This window comes from Streptomyces sp. A3M-1-3, from assembly GCF_024213665.1.
Classification (GTDB): domain Bacteria; phylum Actinomycetota; class Actinomycetes; order Streptomycetales; family Streptomycetaceae; genus Streptomyces.
Window position 1 is genome coordinate 267,945 of record NZ_JANAVP010000004.1, and the last position, 15,240, is coordinate 283,184.

General features: G+C 69.7%; 18 protein-coding genes and 1 pseudogene. 18 read left to right on the forward strand and 1 reads right to left on the reverse strand.

The window, feature by feature from the left end:
- The first annotated feature begins 4 nt into the window (after nt 1-4).
- From NLX86_RS06670 to NLX86_RS34350, 18 genes and pseudogenes are all read left to right on the forward strand, one after another.
- Nucleotides 5-601 (forward strand): phage gp6-like head-tail connector protein, encoded by a 597-nt coding sequence (locus NLX86_RS06670; protein ID WP_254370650.1) that lies wholly within the window; start codon nt 5-7, stop codon nt 599-601.
- An 8-nt stretch (nt 602-609) separates the two neighbouring features.
- On the forward strand, nt 610-1,059 hold the full coding sequence (locus NLX86_RS06675) for a hypothetical protein (RefSeq protein ID WP_254370651.1): 450 nt from the start codon (nt 610-612) through the stop codon (nt 1,057-1,059).
- A 1-nt stretch (nt 1,060) separates the two neighbouring features.
- Nucleotides 1,061-1,795 (forward strand): hypothetical protein, encoded by a 735-nt coding sequence (locus NLX86_RS06680; protein ID WP_254370652.1) that lies wholly within the window; start codon nt 1,061-1,063, stop codon nt 1,793-1,795.
- 76 nt (nt 1,796-1,871) lie between these two features.
- Nucleotides 1,872-2,282: a hypothetical protein gene (locus NLX86_RS06685; protein ID WP_254370653.1), complete on the forward strand. Its 411-nt coding sequence runs from the start codon at nt 1,872-1,874 to the stop codon at nt 2,280-2,282.
- Nucleotides 2,282-2,788 (forward strand): hypothetical protein, encoded by a 507-nt coding sequence (locus tag NLX86_RS06690; RefSeq protein WP_254370654.1) that lies wholly within the window; start codon nt 2,282-2,284, stop codon nt 2,786-2,788. The genes NLX86_RS06685 and NLX86_RS06690 overlap by 1 nt, the downstream gene beginning before the upstream one ends.
- Before the next feature lie 8 nt (nt 2,789-2,796).
- Nucleotides 2,797-3,204 (forward strand): hypothetical protein, encoded by a 408-nt coding sequence (locus tag NLX86_RS06695; RefSeq protein WP_254370655.1) that lies wholly within the window; start codon nt 2,797-2,799, stop codon nt 3,202-3,204.
- 401 nt (nt 3,205-3,605) lie between these two features.
- Complete coding sequence (locus NLX86_RS06700) at nt 3,606-5,570, forward strand: hypothetical protein (RefSeq protein ID WP_254370656.1); 1,965 nt, start codon at nt 3,606-3,608, stop codon at nt 5,568-5,570.
- A gap of 13 nt (nt 5,571-5,583) precedes the next feature.
- Nucleotides 5,584-8,958, forward strand: coding sequence for a hypothetical protein (locus tag NLX86_RS06705; protein WP_254370657.1), 3,375 nt, complete (start codon nt 5,584-5,586; stop codon nt 8,956-8,958).
- 12 nt (nt 8,959-8,970) lie between these two features.
- A complete protein-coding gene (locus tag NLX86_RS06710) occupies nt 8,971-9,432 on the forward strand; it encodes a hypothetical protein (RefSeq protein WP_254370658.1) in 462 nt (153 codons plus the stop codon).
- The gene (locus tag NLX86_RS06715) at nt 9,429-9,944 is read left to right on the forward strand and encodes a hypothetical protein (RefSeq protein ID WP_254370659.1); all 516 of its coding nucleotides are present in this window, start codon (nt 9,429-9,431) and stop codon (nt 9,942-9,944) included. Before NLX86_RS06710 ends, NLX86_RS06715 begins: the two co-directional genes overlap by 4 nt.
- A gap of 53 nt (nt 9,945-9,997) precedes the next feature.
- A pseudogene (locus NLX86_RS06720) lies at nt 9,998-10,726 on the forward strand (N-acetylmuramoyl-L-alanine amidase); the annotation flags it as partial.
- A complete protein-coding gene (locus NLX86_RS06725; protein ID WP_254370661.1) occupies nt 10,726-10,956 on the forward strand; it encodes a holin in 231 nt (76 codons plus the stop codon). The pseudogene NLX86_RS06720 and the gene NLX86_RS06725, both read left to right, overlap by 1 nt.
- Nucleotides 10,953-11,237, forward strand: a complete 285-nt coding sequence (locus NLX86_RS06730; protein ID WP_254370662.1) for a hypothetical protein — start codon at nt 10,953-10,955, stop codon at nt 11,235-11,237. Before NLX86_RS06725 ends, NLX86_RS06730 begins: the two co-directional genes overlap by 4 nt.
- Nucleotides 11,238-11,249: 12 nt before the next feature.
- The gene (locus NLX86_RS06735; RefSeq protein WP_254370663.1) at nt 11,250-12,071 is read left to right on the forward strand and encodes a hypothetical protein; all 822 of its coding nucleotides are present in this window, start codon (nt 11,250-11,252) and stop codon (nt 12,069-12,071) included.
- Between the two features lie 123 nt (nt 12,072-12,194).
- Nucleotides 12,195-13,430, forward strand: coding sequence for a helix-turn-helix transcriptional regulator (locus tag NLX86_RS06740; protein ID WP_254370664.1), 1,236 nt, complete (start codon nt 12,195-12,197; stop codon nt 13,428-13,430).
- 178 nt (nt 13,431-13,608) lie between these two features.
- Nucleotides 13,609-13,749 carry a hypothetical protein gene (locus tag NLX86_RS06745; RefSeq protein WP_254370665.1) on the forward strand — a complete coding sequence of 47 codons (141 nt, stop codon included), beginning with the start codon at nt 13,609-13,611 and terminating at the stop codon, nt 13,747-13,749.
- A gap of 417 nt (nt 13,750-14,166) precedes the next feature.
- On the forward strand, nt 14,167-14,652 hold the full coding sequence (locus tag NLX86_RS06750; RefSeq protein WP_254370666.1) for a hypothetical protein: 486 nt from the start codon (nt 14,167-14,169) through the stop codon (nt 14,650-14,652).
- A 31-nt stretch (nt 14,653-14,683) separates the two neighbouring features.
- Entirely contained in the window at nt 14,684-14,809 is a 126-nt protein-coding gene (locus tag NLX86_RS34350) for a hypothetical protein (protein WP_302060997.1), read from the forward strand.
- Between the two features lie 136 nt (nt 14,810-14,945).
- Here NLX86_RS34350 and NLX86_RS06755 read toward each other — a convergent pair whose 3' ends face one another.
- Nucleotides 14,946-15,182 carry a helix-turn-helix transcriptional regulator gene (locus NLX86_RS06755; protein WP_254370667.1) on the reverse strand — a complete coding sequence of 79 codons (237 nt, stop codon included), beginning with the start codon at nt 15,180-15,182 and terminating at the stop codon, nt 14,946-14,948.
- Nucleotides 15,183-15,240 lie beyond the last annotated feature (58 nt).

The following is a 15,240-nucleotide window of genomic DNA, read 5'->3' on the forward strand; positions in this document are numbered from 1 at the left end:
CGAGGTGGCCAACGAGTACGCCGATCTGGCCACGCTGAAGCTGTCACTCGGCGTCGAGCCCGGCGACATCACCCGGGACACGCTGCTGAACAAGGCGCTCACGGCCGCGTCCCGCAGCATCGACGCGAGCACCGGCCGCCGCTTCTACCTCGACGCCACCGGCACCGCGCGCACGTACAACCCCAACGGGCGGGTGGTGTGCGACGAGGCGGGTGTGCGGCTGCTGGTGGACGACATCGGTACTGCGGCCGGCCTTGTTGTGGAAACCGGGTCCGCCGGGGCGTTCACCGCGGTCACCGACTACGAGACGACGCCGGACAACGCGCTGGTGCGTGGACGGCCCGTCACCGGCCTGCTGCGCACCGCCGTGGGCTGGGGCGCGGGAGCCACGCGCGTGAGGATCACCGCCCGCTGGGGCTGGCCTGTGGTGCCCACCGAGGTTGAGCAGGCCACCGTGATTCAGGCCAGTCGGCTGTACAAGCGCAAGGACAGCCCGGAGGGCGTCACCGGCTCCGCTGAGTGGGGCGTGGTGCGGCTGTCCCGCCGGGACCCGGACGTGTGGGCGCTCATCGAGCACTTCGTACTACCTGGCTTCGGATAGGAGGCGACGTGCAGATCTCGGCGGTACGTGACGCGATTGCGACAGCGGCCCGGGCAGTGGTCCTGCCGGTCGGAATCCCCAAGCTGACGTGCACCGGCTATGCGCCGGACGCCGTCACCGTGCCCCACTTCTACGTCGGGGACTACTCGGTGAACTTCGACAAGGCGATGCGCCGCTCGCTGGACGAGGTGGAGTTCACGTGCGCCGTGCTGGTCAGCCGGTCGGACGACCTCTCGGGACAGAAGGTGCTGGACGGCCTGCTGTCCGGAGGCGGAACGGGCTCGCTGAAAGCCGCGGTCGAGGCGGCCCGCGGGGCGCCCGGGCAGTTCGCGCTCGGCGGCGCAGCCCACGACCTGCACGTCATGCGAGTGCAGAGCTACCGGTGGTACGAGCACGCCGGAACTCAATACCTGGGCGCGGAACTCGTCATCAAGGTCATCGGAGAGGGGAGCACCTGACATGGCCAAGTTCATCCTGCTCAATGTGCGTCTGTTCGCCGTCGGCGCGGACCTCACCGGCGCCTCCAACAAGATCGAACTGTCGGCGGAGATCGAAGACAAGGACGCCACCAACTACCTCTCGAACGGCTGGAAGGAAGTCCTCGGCGGCCTCGGCTCGGCGGAGATCGCAGGCGAGGGCCAGTGGGAGGCCGGCGACCCGGGCCTGGTCGACAACGCATCGTGGTCGCAGCTCGGCGGGGTCGGCCCGTGGACGGTGTGCCCGGCGAACGCCGCGGTGGCCGACCTGGCGTACTTCACGTCCGCGCTGCGCTCCGACTACAAGCAGGGTGACGCGGTCGGCGAGGTCGCGCCCTGGTCCGGTACCGCGAAGTCCGCGTGGCCGCTGGTGCGCGGGCAGGTCGGGCACCCGCCCGGTACGGCCCGTACTGCGTCGGGTACGGGCACCGCGGTGAACCTCGGCGTCGTGCCGACGGGCAAGCGGCTGTATGCCGCGCTGCACGTCCTGTCGGTGGCCGGCACAACGCCGTCCATCACGGCCCGCGTCGAGTCTGACACGGACTCCGGCTTCGCCTCGCCGACCACGCAGCTCACGTTCGCTGCGGCGTCCGCGGCCGGCGGGGAGATCCTCCGCACGTCCGGCACGGCAATCGCCGACAGCTGGTTCCGCACGGCCTGGACGATCACCGGCACCACACCCTCGTTCATGTTCGCGAGCGCCCTCGGCGTGCGGTAGTCGCGCCCACCGTTCCGCGCAGCCCGAGGTCTTCCGACGCCGGGCCGATCCTCATGCCCAGAAAGGGGTATCCCCCATGGCCAAGATGATTCTGTTGGCCCAATTCCTCAGCCTCAACGGCGTCGACATGTCGGAGTACACCCGCAAGGCCGAGTTCTCGGTCGAGGTCGAAGACAAGGACATCACCACCTACAGCTCGCTGGGTTGGAAGGCCGTCCTCGGCGCCCTCAAGTCCGGAGAGCTCGGACTCGAGTTTCTCCAGGACGTGGCCGCAACCAAGATCGACAGCATTATGTGGCCGCTGCTCGGCACCGTCGTCCCCTTCGAGATCCGAGCGGACCAGGCCGCGGTCGGTGCCTCGAACCCCAAGTACACCGGTAGCGTGCTCATCAAGGGCTGGAACCCGATCGAGGGCGGCATCGGTGACGAGGCGTCGGTGTCGGTTAGCTACCCCACCTCCGGGGCCGTAGTGAGGGCAACAGCCTGATGGCCGGCGGCCCGCCGTTCGATCTGCAGGTCACGCATGAAGGCCTCGACGCACTGGTCCGCGCCATCCGCGCCGAGGAGGACGGCAAGGCCCTGCGCAAGGACCTCGCGAAGAACATGCGTGACGCCCTGCGCCCCGGCGCAGCCGCCGCCAAGTCCTCGATCATGGCCATGGGGTCAGCCGGCACCGGCACGGGGCCCGGGCTCCGGAGCAGCATCGCGAAGAAGATCCGGCCCGAGGTCAAACTCGGCGGCCGCTGGAGCGGAGCGAGGGTCAAGGCCTTCAAGACGCCCGGGCTCCGCGGTTTCGCCAACGCGGCCAAGCGGACCAACAGGCGCAGCGGCGGGTGGCGAACCCTCTCCTACGGCAAAGAGCCGTGGCGTACCCAGCACGGCAAGCAGAACTGGTTCGACGAGAGCTTCACCAACGACGCGGACCAATACCGCCAGGCCGTCCATGAAGCAATGGAAACGATGGCCGCGCGCATCGCGTCGCGGGCCGAGTAGGGAGCGCAATGTACCTGGTCTACAAGCCCGGTGAGGGCGACGCGCAGCGGTGGCTTTACGACCCGAAGAAGCTGATGTCCGTCGAGCGGGAGATGCTCGAGCGCCGGACGGAGCGCAACTTCAGCGAGTTCACTACCGACGTGCTGAAGGGCAACAGTCGGTGCCGCAGGGCACTGCTGTTCATGTACCTCAAGCGTGAACACCCCACGACGCGGTACGAGGACGTCGACTTCGCCTGGGGCGAGCTGGAGTTGGAGTACACGCGGGGTGAGTTGCTGCAGCTGCGGGAGATGGTCTCCGAGAACATGACCGGCGACCAGCTGGCCGGCGCGCTGGAGCAGTTGGACGCGCAGATCGCCGAGGCCTACGACGACACCGAGACCGAGGGAAAAGCGGAGCTGCCGATCGCCGGCTGAGACGGCTCGGCGATGCGGCGCACCTCCTGGGCATCCGCCCCTGGGAGTGGGACCTGATGACCGTCGAGCAGGCCGAGTTCATCCATGCCTGGCTCGACGCGTATGAGAAGGCCCAGCAAGAGGCCAACGAGCGCATGAAGCGCGGAAGCTGAGAGCTGGGTGGTGAACACCCCCAGTAAAGGGGGTGGTTAGAGGTGGCTGACACCTCGCTTTAGCTCGTCTTCAACCTGATCGCGCGTGACCGGGCGTCCGAGGAACTGGACGCCATCGCGGAGAAGTTCGCCAACCTCACCTCGGTCGTCGGAAAACTTGCTGGGGCTGGTGTTGCTCTGCCGGGTATCGCCGCGGCCGCTGTGGGAGTTGCGGGGCTGGCTGCGAGTGCGGCGGCCGCCGGTTTGGCGGTGAAGGCGTTCACGGTGGCCGCCGGGCCGCAGATGGATTCCGTCACCGAGTCGTGGGCGTTGTACAGCGCTGCTCAGGACGCGGCGAAGGAGGGCGGTGAGGCTGCCGTCGCCGCGCAGAAGGCTTACATGGCCTCGCTGGAGGACATGACGCCGGCGACCCGGGACACCGCAACGGCGTTCATCGGCTTGAAGTCCGATTTCGCGTCCTGGTCGGATGAGATGTCGGCATCGACGATGCCCGTGTTCACGCAGGGCATCGAGATCCTGCGGGATCTGCTTCCCACGCTGACGCCGTTCGTCCAGGCCGCGGCAACGGCCCTGGGCGGGTTCCTCGACGACGTGGGCGCCGGGGTGAAGTCGGCGGGGTTCAAGACGTTCGCTGCCGATCTGTCGGGCATGGCCGGGCCGGCGCTGACGGACTTCCTGGCGGTCGTGAAGAATCTCGGTCTCGGCTTCGGCGGGCTGCTGTCTGCGTTCCTGCCCGTATCTGCTGGCATGACCGGTGGGCTGGCGGACATGACCGCAGGGTTCGCGGAATGGGGCCAGGGCCTGAAGGGCTCCGAAGGGTTCGCCCAGTTCCTCGACATGGCGGCCACCGGTGGGGACACGCTGGGCACCCTCGGGAGTGCGGCGGTGAATCTTCTCGTCGCGCTTGCCCCCCTGATCGGTACGACAGCGATGCTCGCCAACGGGCTGGCGAAAATCATCAACAGCGTGCCCACGCCGGTCTTGACGGTGCTCGCCGGGGTGCTCGTCGCGGTGAAGGTTGCGATGTTGGCGAACGCCGCGGCGACAGCGGTCGTGGCGGCGAAGAACCGGGTCATGGCCCTGTCGCAGACGCCTGTGATCCTGGGCTGGCTGCGTATGCAGGCCGTGGGTGTCGGAGCCATGCTGAAGATTGCGGCTACGTCGACCGTGTCCGCCGCGCGGACGGCCGCGGCCTGGCTCGGTTCGGCGCTGGTGTCGATCGGCACCTGGGTCGCGGCGGTCGTCCGGGCGGCCGTCACGGCGGCGGCGCAGTTCTTGCTGATGGCGGGCCGTGCGGTGGTGTGGGCGGCGACGATGGCCGCGCAGTGGCTGATCGCGATGGGCCCAATCGGCTGGATCATCCTGGCCGTCGCCGGGCTGGTCACGCTGATCATCGTCTACTGGGACGAGATCAAGGCCTGGACGATCGCCGCCTGGGACGTGGTGTGGGCGAAGATCAAGTGGTTCGTGGACCTCGTGGTCCAGCTGTTCCTGAACTTCACCCTGGTCGGCCTGATCATCAAACACTGGGACACCATCACGAAGGCGACGTCGACGGCCTGGGACGCCATCGTCGACTTCATCAAGGGCATCCCCGGCGCGATCTACAACGCCTTCCTCAACTTCACCCCAATCGGGCTGATGATCAAGCACTGGTCGACCATCAAGGACGGCTCGATCCGCAAAGCCAAGGAACTGGTCGGCTGGGTGCGGGGCCTGCCCGGAATGATCGCCAACGGAATCGGAAACCTCGGCAACCTCCTGTACGGCAAGGGCCAGTCCGTCGTTTCGGGCCTGTGGAACGGCATCAAGTCGATGGGCGGCTGGCTCCGCTCCACCCTGATGGGCTGGGCGCGGAACTTGGTGCCCGGCCCGATCGCCAAGGCCCTCGGGATCGCGTCGCCTTCGAAGTACATGGCCGACCACATCGGTAAGTGGATCCCCGCGGGTGTCGTCCTCGGCATCGAGGCGGGGCAGGCCGAGGTTGACCGCACCATGGCCGGCCTGGTCCAGGCGCCGGCCGCGGCGGGCTCCATGTCCGCCGGGCAGCGACTGGCGGGCGGGTCCGCGCCCCTGACCCGGCCCGGGTTCATGCCGCAAGTCGTGATCGTGCGGTTCGACTTCGGGCACGGTGACAGCGCCTTCAAGACCGCCATTCAGAAGATCGTCCGCGTGGACGGGCAGGGCAACGTCCAGACCGCGTTCGGCCGGTAGAGAGGAGCCCCCTGTGGCGTTCCCGCAGGATCCGTTGGACGTCAGGGCCGAGATGAAGATCGGCGGGGTGTGGACCAACACCACGGCCTACACCTACATCCGGAACCCGATCAGCATCGAGCGGGGCCGGAAGGACGAAGGGCAGAGGACCGACCCGTCCAAGTGCGGCTTCACGCTCAACAACCGGGACGGCCGCTTCTCGCCGCTCAACCCGATGAGCCCGTACTACGGGCTCATCGGCAGGAACACCCCGCTCAGGTTCTCCGTGCCCGGGACCGAGTCGTACCTTGCACTAACGGGCCAGAGCGCCGACATTGCCTCGACCCCGGACCATGCCACCCTCGACATTGTTGGCGACATCGACCTGCGGGTCGAGGCGGCTGTCGACTGGTACACCGCGCGCGTCCAGACCCTGATCGGCAAGTGGGACTCATCGATCAATCAGCGCTCCTTCATGCTGCTCCTGGTCGGCGGGGCCCTGGAGTTGCGGTTCTCTCCCGACGGGGTGGGTTCCTTTTTCGCGGGCAGGAGCCTGCCCGCGCTGCCCAGGCGCGCCGCTGTGCGGGCGACGGTGGATGTCGACAACGGGGCAGGCGGCTGGACCGCCCGACTGTACTGGGCGGAGTCCCTGGACGGCCCCTGGACGCAGTTCGGTACTGACGCCGTCGTCGCCACACCCACCAGCATCTTCGCCAGTACGGCACCGCTGCAGATCGCTCCGTCCTCCTTCACGATCACCCCGAACTGGCTGCCCGTAGAGGGCGGCATCCACCGCGCGGAAGTACGCAACGGCATCAACGGCCCCGTTGTGGCGTCCCCCGACCACCGGGCCCTCGCCCCGGGAACCACTTCGTTCGCCGATTCAGCCGGCCGGACGTGGACCGTCAACGGGCAGGCGGAAATCAGCAACCGGCGCTTCCGCATCCAGCCCGAAGCGTCCAGCTTCCCGAACCGCTGGGACGTGTCCGGCCAGGACGTGTACATGCCCATCGAGGCGGCCGGGATCCTGCGGCGCCTCGGACAGGGCGCGAAAGCGCTGCAGTCGACGCTGCGGCGCCGCATCCCGTCCGATCCGAACCTGGTCGCGTACTGGCCGTTGGAGGAGGCCCGCGACGCGAAGCAGGCCTACTCCCCGATTCCAGGCATTGCACCGATGGCCGTGTCCGGGCTGGACTTCGCGGCGGACGACACTCTCGCCGGATCGTCCGCGCTGCCCAAGCTCAAGAACCCGTCCACGCTGCGGGCCAGCGTGCCCCAGAGCAGCAAGGCCGGCTGGCAGTGCGAGTTCGTGTACTACCTGGCGGCGCTGCCCGCCGCGCAGACCGAGGTCATGCGGGTCACGGTGGCCGGCTCGGTCATGCGTACCGCGGTCGTCTACGCCAGCACGGCAGGTATCCGTATCGAGGCCCGCGACGCGGACGACGCGGTGATCGTATTCGTCGTCTACAGCGACGCCACGGCGCTCGCGTCGTTCGTCGGGGTGTGGAACCGTCTCTCGATCTACACCGGGGATGCGGGCGGCGGGCAGACCCGGCTCCAGGCGTCGTGGCGCGACGTCGTCACCAACACCCGCTGGTACGCCTCCACCATTTTCACTGGCGCGCAGGGCGCGGTCACGGGGCTCCGGGGCACCTGGGGCAGCGGCCTTGCCGGCATGGCGTTCGGGCACCTCTCGGTCTTCGACATCGCGGGCACCGGCGCGTCCGGCTCACCGCCGCCATCCACGATCTACGACCTGGCAGACACCGGGTTCGCGGGCGAGACCGCACTGAGCCGGATCAACCGGCTGGCCACCGAGGAATCCGCGTCGGTAGCGCTGTCGTGGATCGACGGAGACAACTCCTTCGACTCCGAACGCATGGGACCGCAGCGTCCCGCGCCGCTCCTGACGCTGCTGGAGGAGTGTGCGGAGGCCGACGGCGGCATCCTGTACGAGAGCCGGGACAAGATCGGCCTCATTTACCGGGACCGGTCCAGCCTCTACAACCAGGAACCCGCCCTGACCCTCAACTACGCGGCCAACGGGGAGGTCGCGCCACCGCTGGATCCCGTCGATGACGACCAGCGCGTCCGCAACGACATCACCGTCACCAGGGTGGGCGGCAGTTCGGGGCGCGCGGTCCTCGAGGCAGGGCCGCTGTCAATCCAGGCCCCGCCGGGCGGGGTGGGCATCTACGACGAGAGCGTGACCGTCAACCTGTACAACGACGCCCAGCCGGAGCAGCATGCCGGCTGGCGGCTGCACCTGGGGACATGGAACGAGGCCCGCTACCCACAGGTGCACGTCGACCTGGCGGCCGCCCCGCACCTCGTCCAGACTGTGCTCGCCCTGGACATCGGCGACAAGCTCCGCATCATCAACCCGCCGCCGTGGCTGCCGCCCGGCCCGATCGACCTGATCGTCGAGGGCTACGCGGAGACGATCGGCCACCCCAACGACTGGGACATCGTCTTCAACTGCAGCCCGGCCGGGCCGTGGGAGGTCGGTGTTCGTGACGATGCGACGCTGGGCCGGCGGGACACGGCGGGTAGCAGCCTTGCGGCCGCCATCGATGCGGCCGCCACGGCGCTGACTGTGGCCACCACGGTGGGCCCGGTGTGGACCGAGGACCCGGCGCACATGCCGATCACCGTCCGCGCGGGCGGTGAGGAGATGACCGTCTCGGCGATCACCGGGGCGGTTGTGGATGCTTTCGGCCGGACCGTATCCAGCGGATGGGGCTCGGCTGACGTCGGAGGTGCGTGGACGACCGGCGGGGGCAGCGCCTCCGACTATGCGGTCGGCAGCGGCATCGGAACCCACACCATGACCACCGTCAACGTCTCCCGACGCTGCCTCGTGGCCGCGCCGGCCGCTGATGTGGACCTGATCACGGACATTGCGACGAGTGTCCTGTCGACGGGCGACAGCCAGACGGCGGGCCTGGTCGCCCGGGTCGTGGACGCCAGCAACCTGTACCAGGCCCGAGTGGCGTTCACGACCGCGGCGGGCGTGGTGCTGTCGCTACGCAAACGCATCGCGGCCGCGGAGACGGAACTCGCCACGTTCACCACCACGCTCACCCACGTGGCGGGCACGTTCGTGCGGCTGCGGATGCAGGTGGCCGGCTCGGAACTGCGGGCGAAGATTTGGGCGGTCACCGACGCGGAGCCGTCGGGGTGGCAGGTGACGGCCACGGACACGGACCTGCCCGCCGCGGGCAGTGTCGGGGTGCGGTCGATCCTCGGGGCCGCGAACACCAACGTCAACCCGGTCGCCCGCTACGACAATCTCGCCTGCCTCAACCCGCAGCGCTTCACGGCCGTGCGGAGCGTCAACGCAATCGTCAAGAGCCACGCCGCCGGGACCGCACTGTCTCTGCGGCGGCCCGCGGTGCGGGCCCTGTGAGAAGGGAGTCTCATGCCTGACCTGCTGGCCGGAACAACCGTCAAGGCGCTGGACACGCCGTCTACTCAGTCCGACGTCGAGGGGTCGTCCTACGATTTCACGATCACCACGTTCGGCACCGCGTCGACTACGGGCACGTATGCGGACTGCGCGGTGACCTTCACCGCGCCGACGTCCGGGCGGGTGGAGATCTGCACCACCGCCCGAATGATCAACTCAACGACTGCGGGGACACTCGTGTCGCCGGAGACCCGTACCGGCAGCACCATCGGCTCCGGCACCATCGTCGAAGGGGCCTCGGACGGTATCGGCACCTCCCACTACGGGGCGAGCTTCGCCCGTACCGGGGTGACGCACGTCCTGTCCGGGCTCACCCCCGGCTCCGCGTACAACACCCGCCTGCTGCACCGCGTGTCGGGCGCGAGCACGGGCACGGTGGCGCTGCGCGAGCTGTCCGTGAAGCCGCTCTCGTGACCGGCCTGGTGGAACTCCCGCCCGTCACCACGACGGAGATCGTGCCCACCACGCTGCCCGTGGACGGTGTGGTGGACACGTGGCGCACGATCATGCGCCTCGTCCTGCCCGTGCGTGCTGGGGACCGGCTCGACATCAGCAGCCAGTTCGACGTCACCAACGACGTCGGCAAGAACCGCGGCGACGCCGGCTACACCGTCGGCGTCGGCACGCACCTGTGGTGGTACGACGTCGACCTGCCCGCCGAGGAACGGGTGTGGCGCCGCGTCCACGACTCGACCGGCGACAACGTCGACCGCGGCCGCCACCACATGCCGATCGTCCTGGACGACATCCTCGACGTGCCGCCGGACTGGCCGGAAGGGCACCGCATCACGATCGCCCTGCGCGCCGATGCCCACTCGACCGCGTGGCAGGCCGGCGACGTACTGACCGTGGAGTCGACCGGCCGGCTGACCGTGCGCCGCTGGACAGCGGCGCCTCCGCCGGAACCAGCGCCCAGCGCTACCTGACCGGCAACCAACGGCCCCGCATCGTCGGGGCCTTCTTCATCCCTGGAGGACCGATGGCCAATCCCCTGCCCGCGTCCACGTTCCTCGCCGCTCTGCGCGCCGAGGGCGTGAAGGTTGTCGAGGTCGGCAACTGGCGCACCCACAACCGCAACCACAAGGGCCCATGGGCCCCGGTGCACGGGGTGATGGTGCACCACACCGTCACCCGCGGCACCGCGAACACGGTGCGGATCTGTCGCGACGGGTACGCAGGCCTGCCCGGACCGCTGTGCCACGGCGTCATCGCCAAAGACGGCACCGTGCACCTCGTCGGCTACGGCCGCACGAACCACGCCGGATCCGGTGACGGCGACGTCCTGGCCGCGGTCATCGCGGAGCGCGCCCTGCCCGCCGACAACGAGGCGGACACCGACGGCAACCGCCACTTCTACGGGTGGGAGTGCGAGAACCTCGGCGACGGCAAAGACCCCTGGCCCGCCGAGCAGGTCGAGGCGATAGTCCGCGCATCCGCCGCGGTGCTGCGTGCCCACAACTGGGGCCGGGACGGCGACACGTCGGTCATCGGCCACTCGGAGTGGCAGCCCGGAAAGGTCGACCCCCGCGGGCCCGGCGTGTCCATGGCCGACATCCGCAAGCGCGTCGCCGAACGGCTCAAGCACCCCGCCAACTGGTCGCCGAGCGCACCGCCCGTACCGCCGGTACCCCCGAAGCCGCCGACCGTCGAGGACCGGCTCACCGCCATTGAGAAGCGCGTCACCGCGCTCGAGAAGAGGACGACCTCATGATGACCGCAGCTTTCTGGAAGGCCACGACCGAGCGCGTCGTCCGCACCTTCGCACAGGCCCTCGCCGCGGTCCTCACCGCAGGCGCCACAGACCTCCTCGACGTGGCCTGGCCCGGCGCGCTCGGTACCGCCGGCCTCGCCGCGGTCCTCGCGCTCCTCACCGCGGTCGCCACATCCGGCGGGACGGAGGGCCCCGGCATCACCGAGACCGTGCGGGGTCGCGGGTGACCCCGTCGGAGTCGACGCAAGTCGCCGTGGAGCTGGAGCGGCTCCGCGGCGCCGTCGACACCGGGTTCGCCGAAGTGAAGGGGAGCCTCGCGCTGCTGGTGCAACGCTCGGACCGCACCGAGGCCGACGTGAAGCAGCTCCGGCAGGACACCGAGGACGGTCTCCGCGACGTCCGCGCGGAAGTCGAGGACCTCAAGGGCCGCAAGTGGCCCCTGCCGACCATCGGCCTCCTCATCGCAGGAGCCGCCGCGGCGCCCGGCCTGATCGCCCTACTACGCTGAACGGAGGAACACATGCCGATCCCCGCCGGGGTGGAGAAGGTCACCGTGTCGAACGGCGAGCCGCTCACCCTGCCCGACGGCACGCTCCTGCGCGGCCGACTCACCTTCACCGCCCCGGACCTGGTCACGCTCGGATCGGACGACTTCACCTTCGGCGGCGCCACGCCCGTGGACCTGGTCGACGGCACGTTCAGCGTCGCCCTGGTCGCCACAGACGCCACCGGGATGAGCCCGACCGGCTGGACGTACAAGGTCACCGCCGCGTTCTCCAACGCACCCGGCTGGACCCGATACATCAGCCTGCCCAAGGCCACACCGACCGTCGTCCTCGCCGACGTCCTGGTCCCCGACCCGGTGGCCGGCACGTTCTCCACGCTCGTCCTCGCCTCCAGCATCACCCCGGCCTCGATCGGCGCCTACACCCAGGCCGCAGGCGAGGCCCTGGAGACCGGGAAGCTCGACAAGGTCGGCGGCACCCTCACCGGGGCCGTCACCGTCAACCGGGCCCTGGCCACCGACGTCTTGCTCGGCGGACTGGTCGGTGCCGAGGGTTTCGACCGGATGCGGGTCCTGCCCGACCGCATCGAGTTCGGCCCCGGCACCGCCACCCGGGACACCAACTGGCGGCGGTCCGCAGCGAACGAGTGGACGACGGACGATGCGGTCATCGTGTCCCTGATGCTCCGGCACCTCGGTACGACGCTCGGCTTCTATGGGGCGGCGGCCGCGGCGAAGCCCGCCGTGACCGGGTCCCGCGGCGGCAACGCGGCTGTGGCATCCCTGCTGTCCGCCCTGGCCACGCTCGGTCTGATCACCGACAACAGCACCGCCTGACCCTGCACGAAAGGCCCCCTGTTCCGGCTTCGGCCGGGGCAGGGGGCGATTTCGTGCGTCTGGGCTAGGGCAGGGGCCCGGCCGTACCCTGGGCAGCACTTGCGCGCAGAGAAGGGGCACAGCATGGACATCCCCAACGACCTCCACACCGGCGAGCGGATCCGTCTCCTGCGGGAGTCACGAGGCATGTCCCGCCAGATGCTCGCCGGACTGTGCGGCCGCGGCCCCGACTGGCTCAAGAAAATCGAGTCCGGGGAACGCGACCTGCGCTCGCACGCGCTGCTCCTCCGCCTCGCTGCCGCGCTCCAGCTGACGGACGTGTCCGTCATCACCGGCCGCGCGCCCGAGGTTGCGCAGCCTGTACCGCAGGGCCGGCTGAACCACCCCGGCATGCCCGCGATCTGGGACGCGGTGATGAACCGGCGCCTCACCATCGCGTTCCCCACCACTCCGATTGACGTGACCGCGCTCCAAGGCCGCATTGACCAGACGTGGCGCCTGTGGCACACCTCCGGCCACAACCGGACCGAGGTCGCCGCCCTGCTGCCGGACCTGATCCGCCAGGCGGAGACCGCGACCCGCACCCTCGACGGGGCCGCTCGCCGCGCCGCGCTCGCCGCGGCCTCCGACGTGTACCGGCTGACCGGACAAGCAACCGCCTACGTGGCGCCGGCCGAGCTTGCGTGGGTGGTCGCAGACCGCGCCCTGGCGGCGGCGCAGGCCGCGGACAATCCGGCCGCCATAGCTGCCGCGGCGTGGAACATGGGCAACATCCTGCGCGAGACCAGCTACCCGGAGGAAGCGCTGCGGGTGGTGACCGATGCGGCGGACCTGATCCGGCCGCAACTCGAGGACGCCCCGGACGACTGGCGCGGCATCTACGGCGCGCTCCAGCTGCACGCTGCGGTCACCGCGGCGCGGGACGGCCGGGACGGGGACGCGTGGCGGTACTGGGACGCGGGGGACCAGGTCGCGAAGAGCCTGCCCGCGTCGTACGTGCACCCGTCGACGGTGTTCGGCCGGGCGAACGTCGACTTCCATGCCGTGTCGGTGGCCACCGATCTGCGCACCTCCCGCAAGGCGCTGTCGCTGGCGGACGACATCGACCCGGACAGCATGCCGTCCGTGGAGCGCCGCGCCCGCCTGTGGGTGGAAGTCGCCCGCGGGCACCTTCAGCGCGGCGACCAGACCGCGGCCCTGCACGTAATGCAGCTCGCCCACCAGATCGGCGCCGAAACGGTCGCGTACACCCCGTCGGCGCGGACAGCTGTGGCGGAGCTGTGGCGGCACGTACCGCGCGCCCTGCGGTCGGAGGCCGCGAAGCTCGCCGAGCAGGTCGGGGTGACAGCCGCAGGCTAGGGGGACACCGTGGGTACCGGGTACAAACTGTCCCCCTTACCCACCGGTACCCGCCCTACGGTGACGGCCCGTTGACGGACCGACACCCCTGGGGGACCTCGTGGTCACGAACCGCTGGCACGCATCACCACACCGAGCAACCACACCCAGCATCGACAGCGGCACCCGAGAGGTTCGGGTGCCGCTGTCGCTGTTCCACGTCGACAACCCGCAGGGCGACATCGACCTCGTCCTGTCCGGCGTCGAGGCGGAGCAGCTCCACGCGCGCCTCTCCCTGCTGCTGAACTCCGTCAATCTCAGCCGGGTCGGCGCCCTGTGAACCGCAGCGCAACGGCCCCCCGTCCCTACACGGCACCGGCCTGCCGCCTCGGCGAGCACCGGGAATGCCACGGACCGGCGGCCGTGCGACTGCCCGGCGCGCGTCGCGTGGAAGCCCCGGTGGAGACGCTGCGCTGCGGCTGCACCTGCCACACCGGGAGGCACCGGTGATGCCCTGCGAGACGTGCGGAACGTCCGGAGACACACGGCTGGTGGGAGCCCACCTGGCGTCGTCAACCGGCGGGAAGCCTGCATACGCGTGCCCGGCCCATGTCCGGGCGGTGAAGGAGCTGCTGGAGCGTGAGCTGAATGCCGCGTTCGCCGTGATCGAGGCTCCGGGCCGATGACTCCCGCCCGCGGCCGCCGCCGATCGGTCGCGGACGGGCCAGCCGCCATCACATCAACAAGGAGAACAAGCATGTCCTCAGCACGCGCCTTACTGACCGACCCGCAGTTCAACGACGTCCGCGCGACCATCCTCGACAACAACCCCGGCATGGAACCGGACCTCGCCGGCCGGATCCTGGAGCAGGCGCTCGCGTTCCTGGCGACCTGCGGCCGCTACCGGACCGCATCCATCTCGCCGTCCCGCGTCGTCGACGAGGGCTGGCACGCGCTGATCCTGCACACCAAGCTGTACGCGGACCTGTGCGCCACCCTCGGCGGATTCGTCCATCATTTCCCCGAGCGCCCCGACCCCCTCCGCCAGACTCAGCAGATCATCGACCGCACCACCGCCCTCATCACCCAGGCCGGCTACACGATCGACGCCGAGCTGTGGCACATCCCCACCGAGGAACTCGTGTCGGTAGCGGCGGACTGCGGGCACACCCCGCCCGGAGGCTGCGGCCCGATCGGCCCCAACCCGTCGCCCGGTCCGATGCCGAAGAACCCCGGCCAGTAGCTACGCTGCGGGCACGGACAGGAGGTCACTGATGGAGTGGATCAACCCCCGCTACAAGCAGATCGTGGCGGACATCCGGGCCCGGCAGCAGGCCGAGGCGAAGGAGGGCCGGCAGACGCGGCCCTTGCGTGGGTTCATCGTCCCGCCCAAGGACTGAGCCTCAGGGGAGCCCCGGCCGGCGCACATCGCGGCCGGGGCTACTCACTGCCTGACGCCGGGCGGGGCTCTCCCATTGTTTTCGACCTCGTTGCGACGGACGGGCCGCGCCCGCGCGTAGAGCAGGTGTCGGACCGCTACTTCACGAGCTGGGAGAGGGGGACGCCGATGGCGTCGGCGATCAGGATGAGTGAGTCCAGCAGGGGCGTTGAGTGGCCGCGCTCGATGCGTCCGTACGTGTCGCGGTCCATGCCGGTGCGTTCGGCGACGGTTTGCTGTGTGAGGTTCGCGTGGAGCCGCGCTGCCCGGATTTGGTCGCCGATCTGTCGGCGTCGGGCGAGTACCCAGTCGGGCGGCGGGGTCGAGCGTGGCACGGGTCCACGCTCACGGTTTCATGATCGGAAGTATGCAGGGCAGACCCAGCATTGTGTG

Excerpts from the sequence above, each read along its gene's own strand:
- NLX86_RS06680 (WP_254370652.1), top strand. The coding sequence starts at position 1,061 with ATGGCCAAGTTCATCCTGCTCAATGTGCGTCTGTTCGCCGTCGGCGCG.
- NLX86_RS06685 (WP_254370653.1), top strand. The coding sequence starts at position 1,872 with ATGGCCAAGATGATTCTGTTGGCCCAATTCCTCAGCCTCAACGGCGTC.
- NLX86_RS06690 (WP_254370654.1), top strand. The coding sequence starts at position 2,282 with ATGGCCGGCGGCCCGCCGTTCGATCTGCAGGTCACGCATGAAGGCCTC.
- NLX86_RS06695 (WP_254370655.1), top strand. The coding sequence starts at position 2,797 with ATGTACCTGGTCTACAAGCCCGGTGAGGGCGACGCGCAGCGGTGGCTT.
- NLX86_RS06710 (WP_254370658.1), top strand. The coding sequence starts at position 8,971 with ATGCCTGACCTGCTGGCCGGAACAACCGTCAAGGCGCTGGACACGCCG.
- NLX86_RS06725 (WP_254370661.1), top strand. The coding sequence starts at position 10,726 with ATGATGACCGCAGCTTTCTGGAAGGCCACGACCGAGCGCGTCGTCCGC.
- NLX86_RS06735 (WP_254370663.1), top strand. The coding sequence starts at position 11,250 with ATGCCGATCCCCGCCGGGGTGGAGAAGGTCACCGTGTCGAACGGCGAG.
- NLX86_RS06740 (WP_254370664.1), top strand. The coding sequence starts at position 12,195 with ATGGACATCCCCAACGACCTCCACACCGGCGAGCGGATCCGTCTCCTG.
- NLX86_RS06750 (WP_254370666.1), top strand. The coding sequence starts at position 14,167 with ATGTCCTCAGCACGCGCCTTACTGACCGACCCGCAGTTCAACGACGTC.
- NLX86_RS34350 (WP_302060997.1), top strand. The coding sequence starts at position 14,684 with ATGGAGTGGATCAACCCCCGCTACAAGCAGATCGTGGCGGACATCCGG.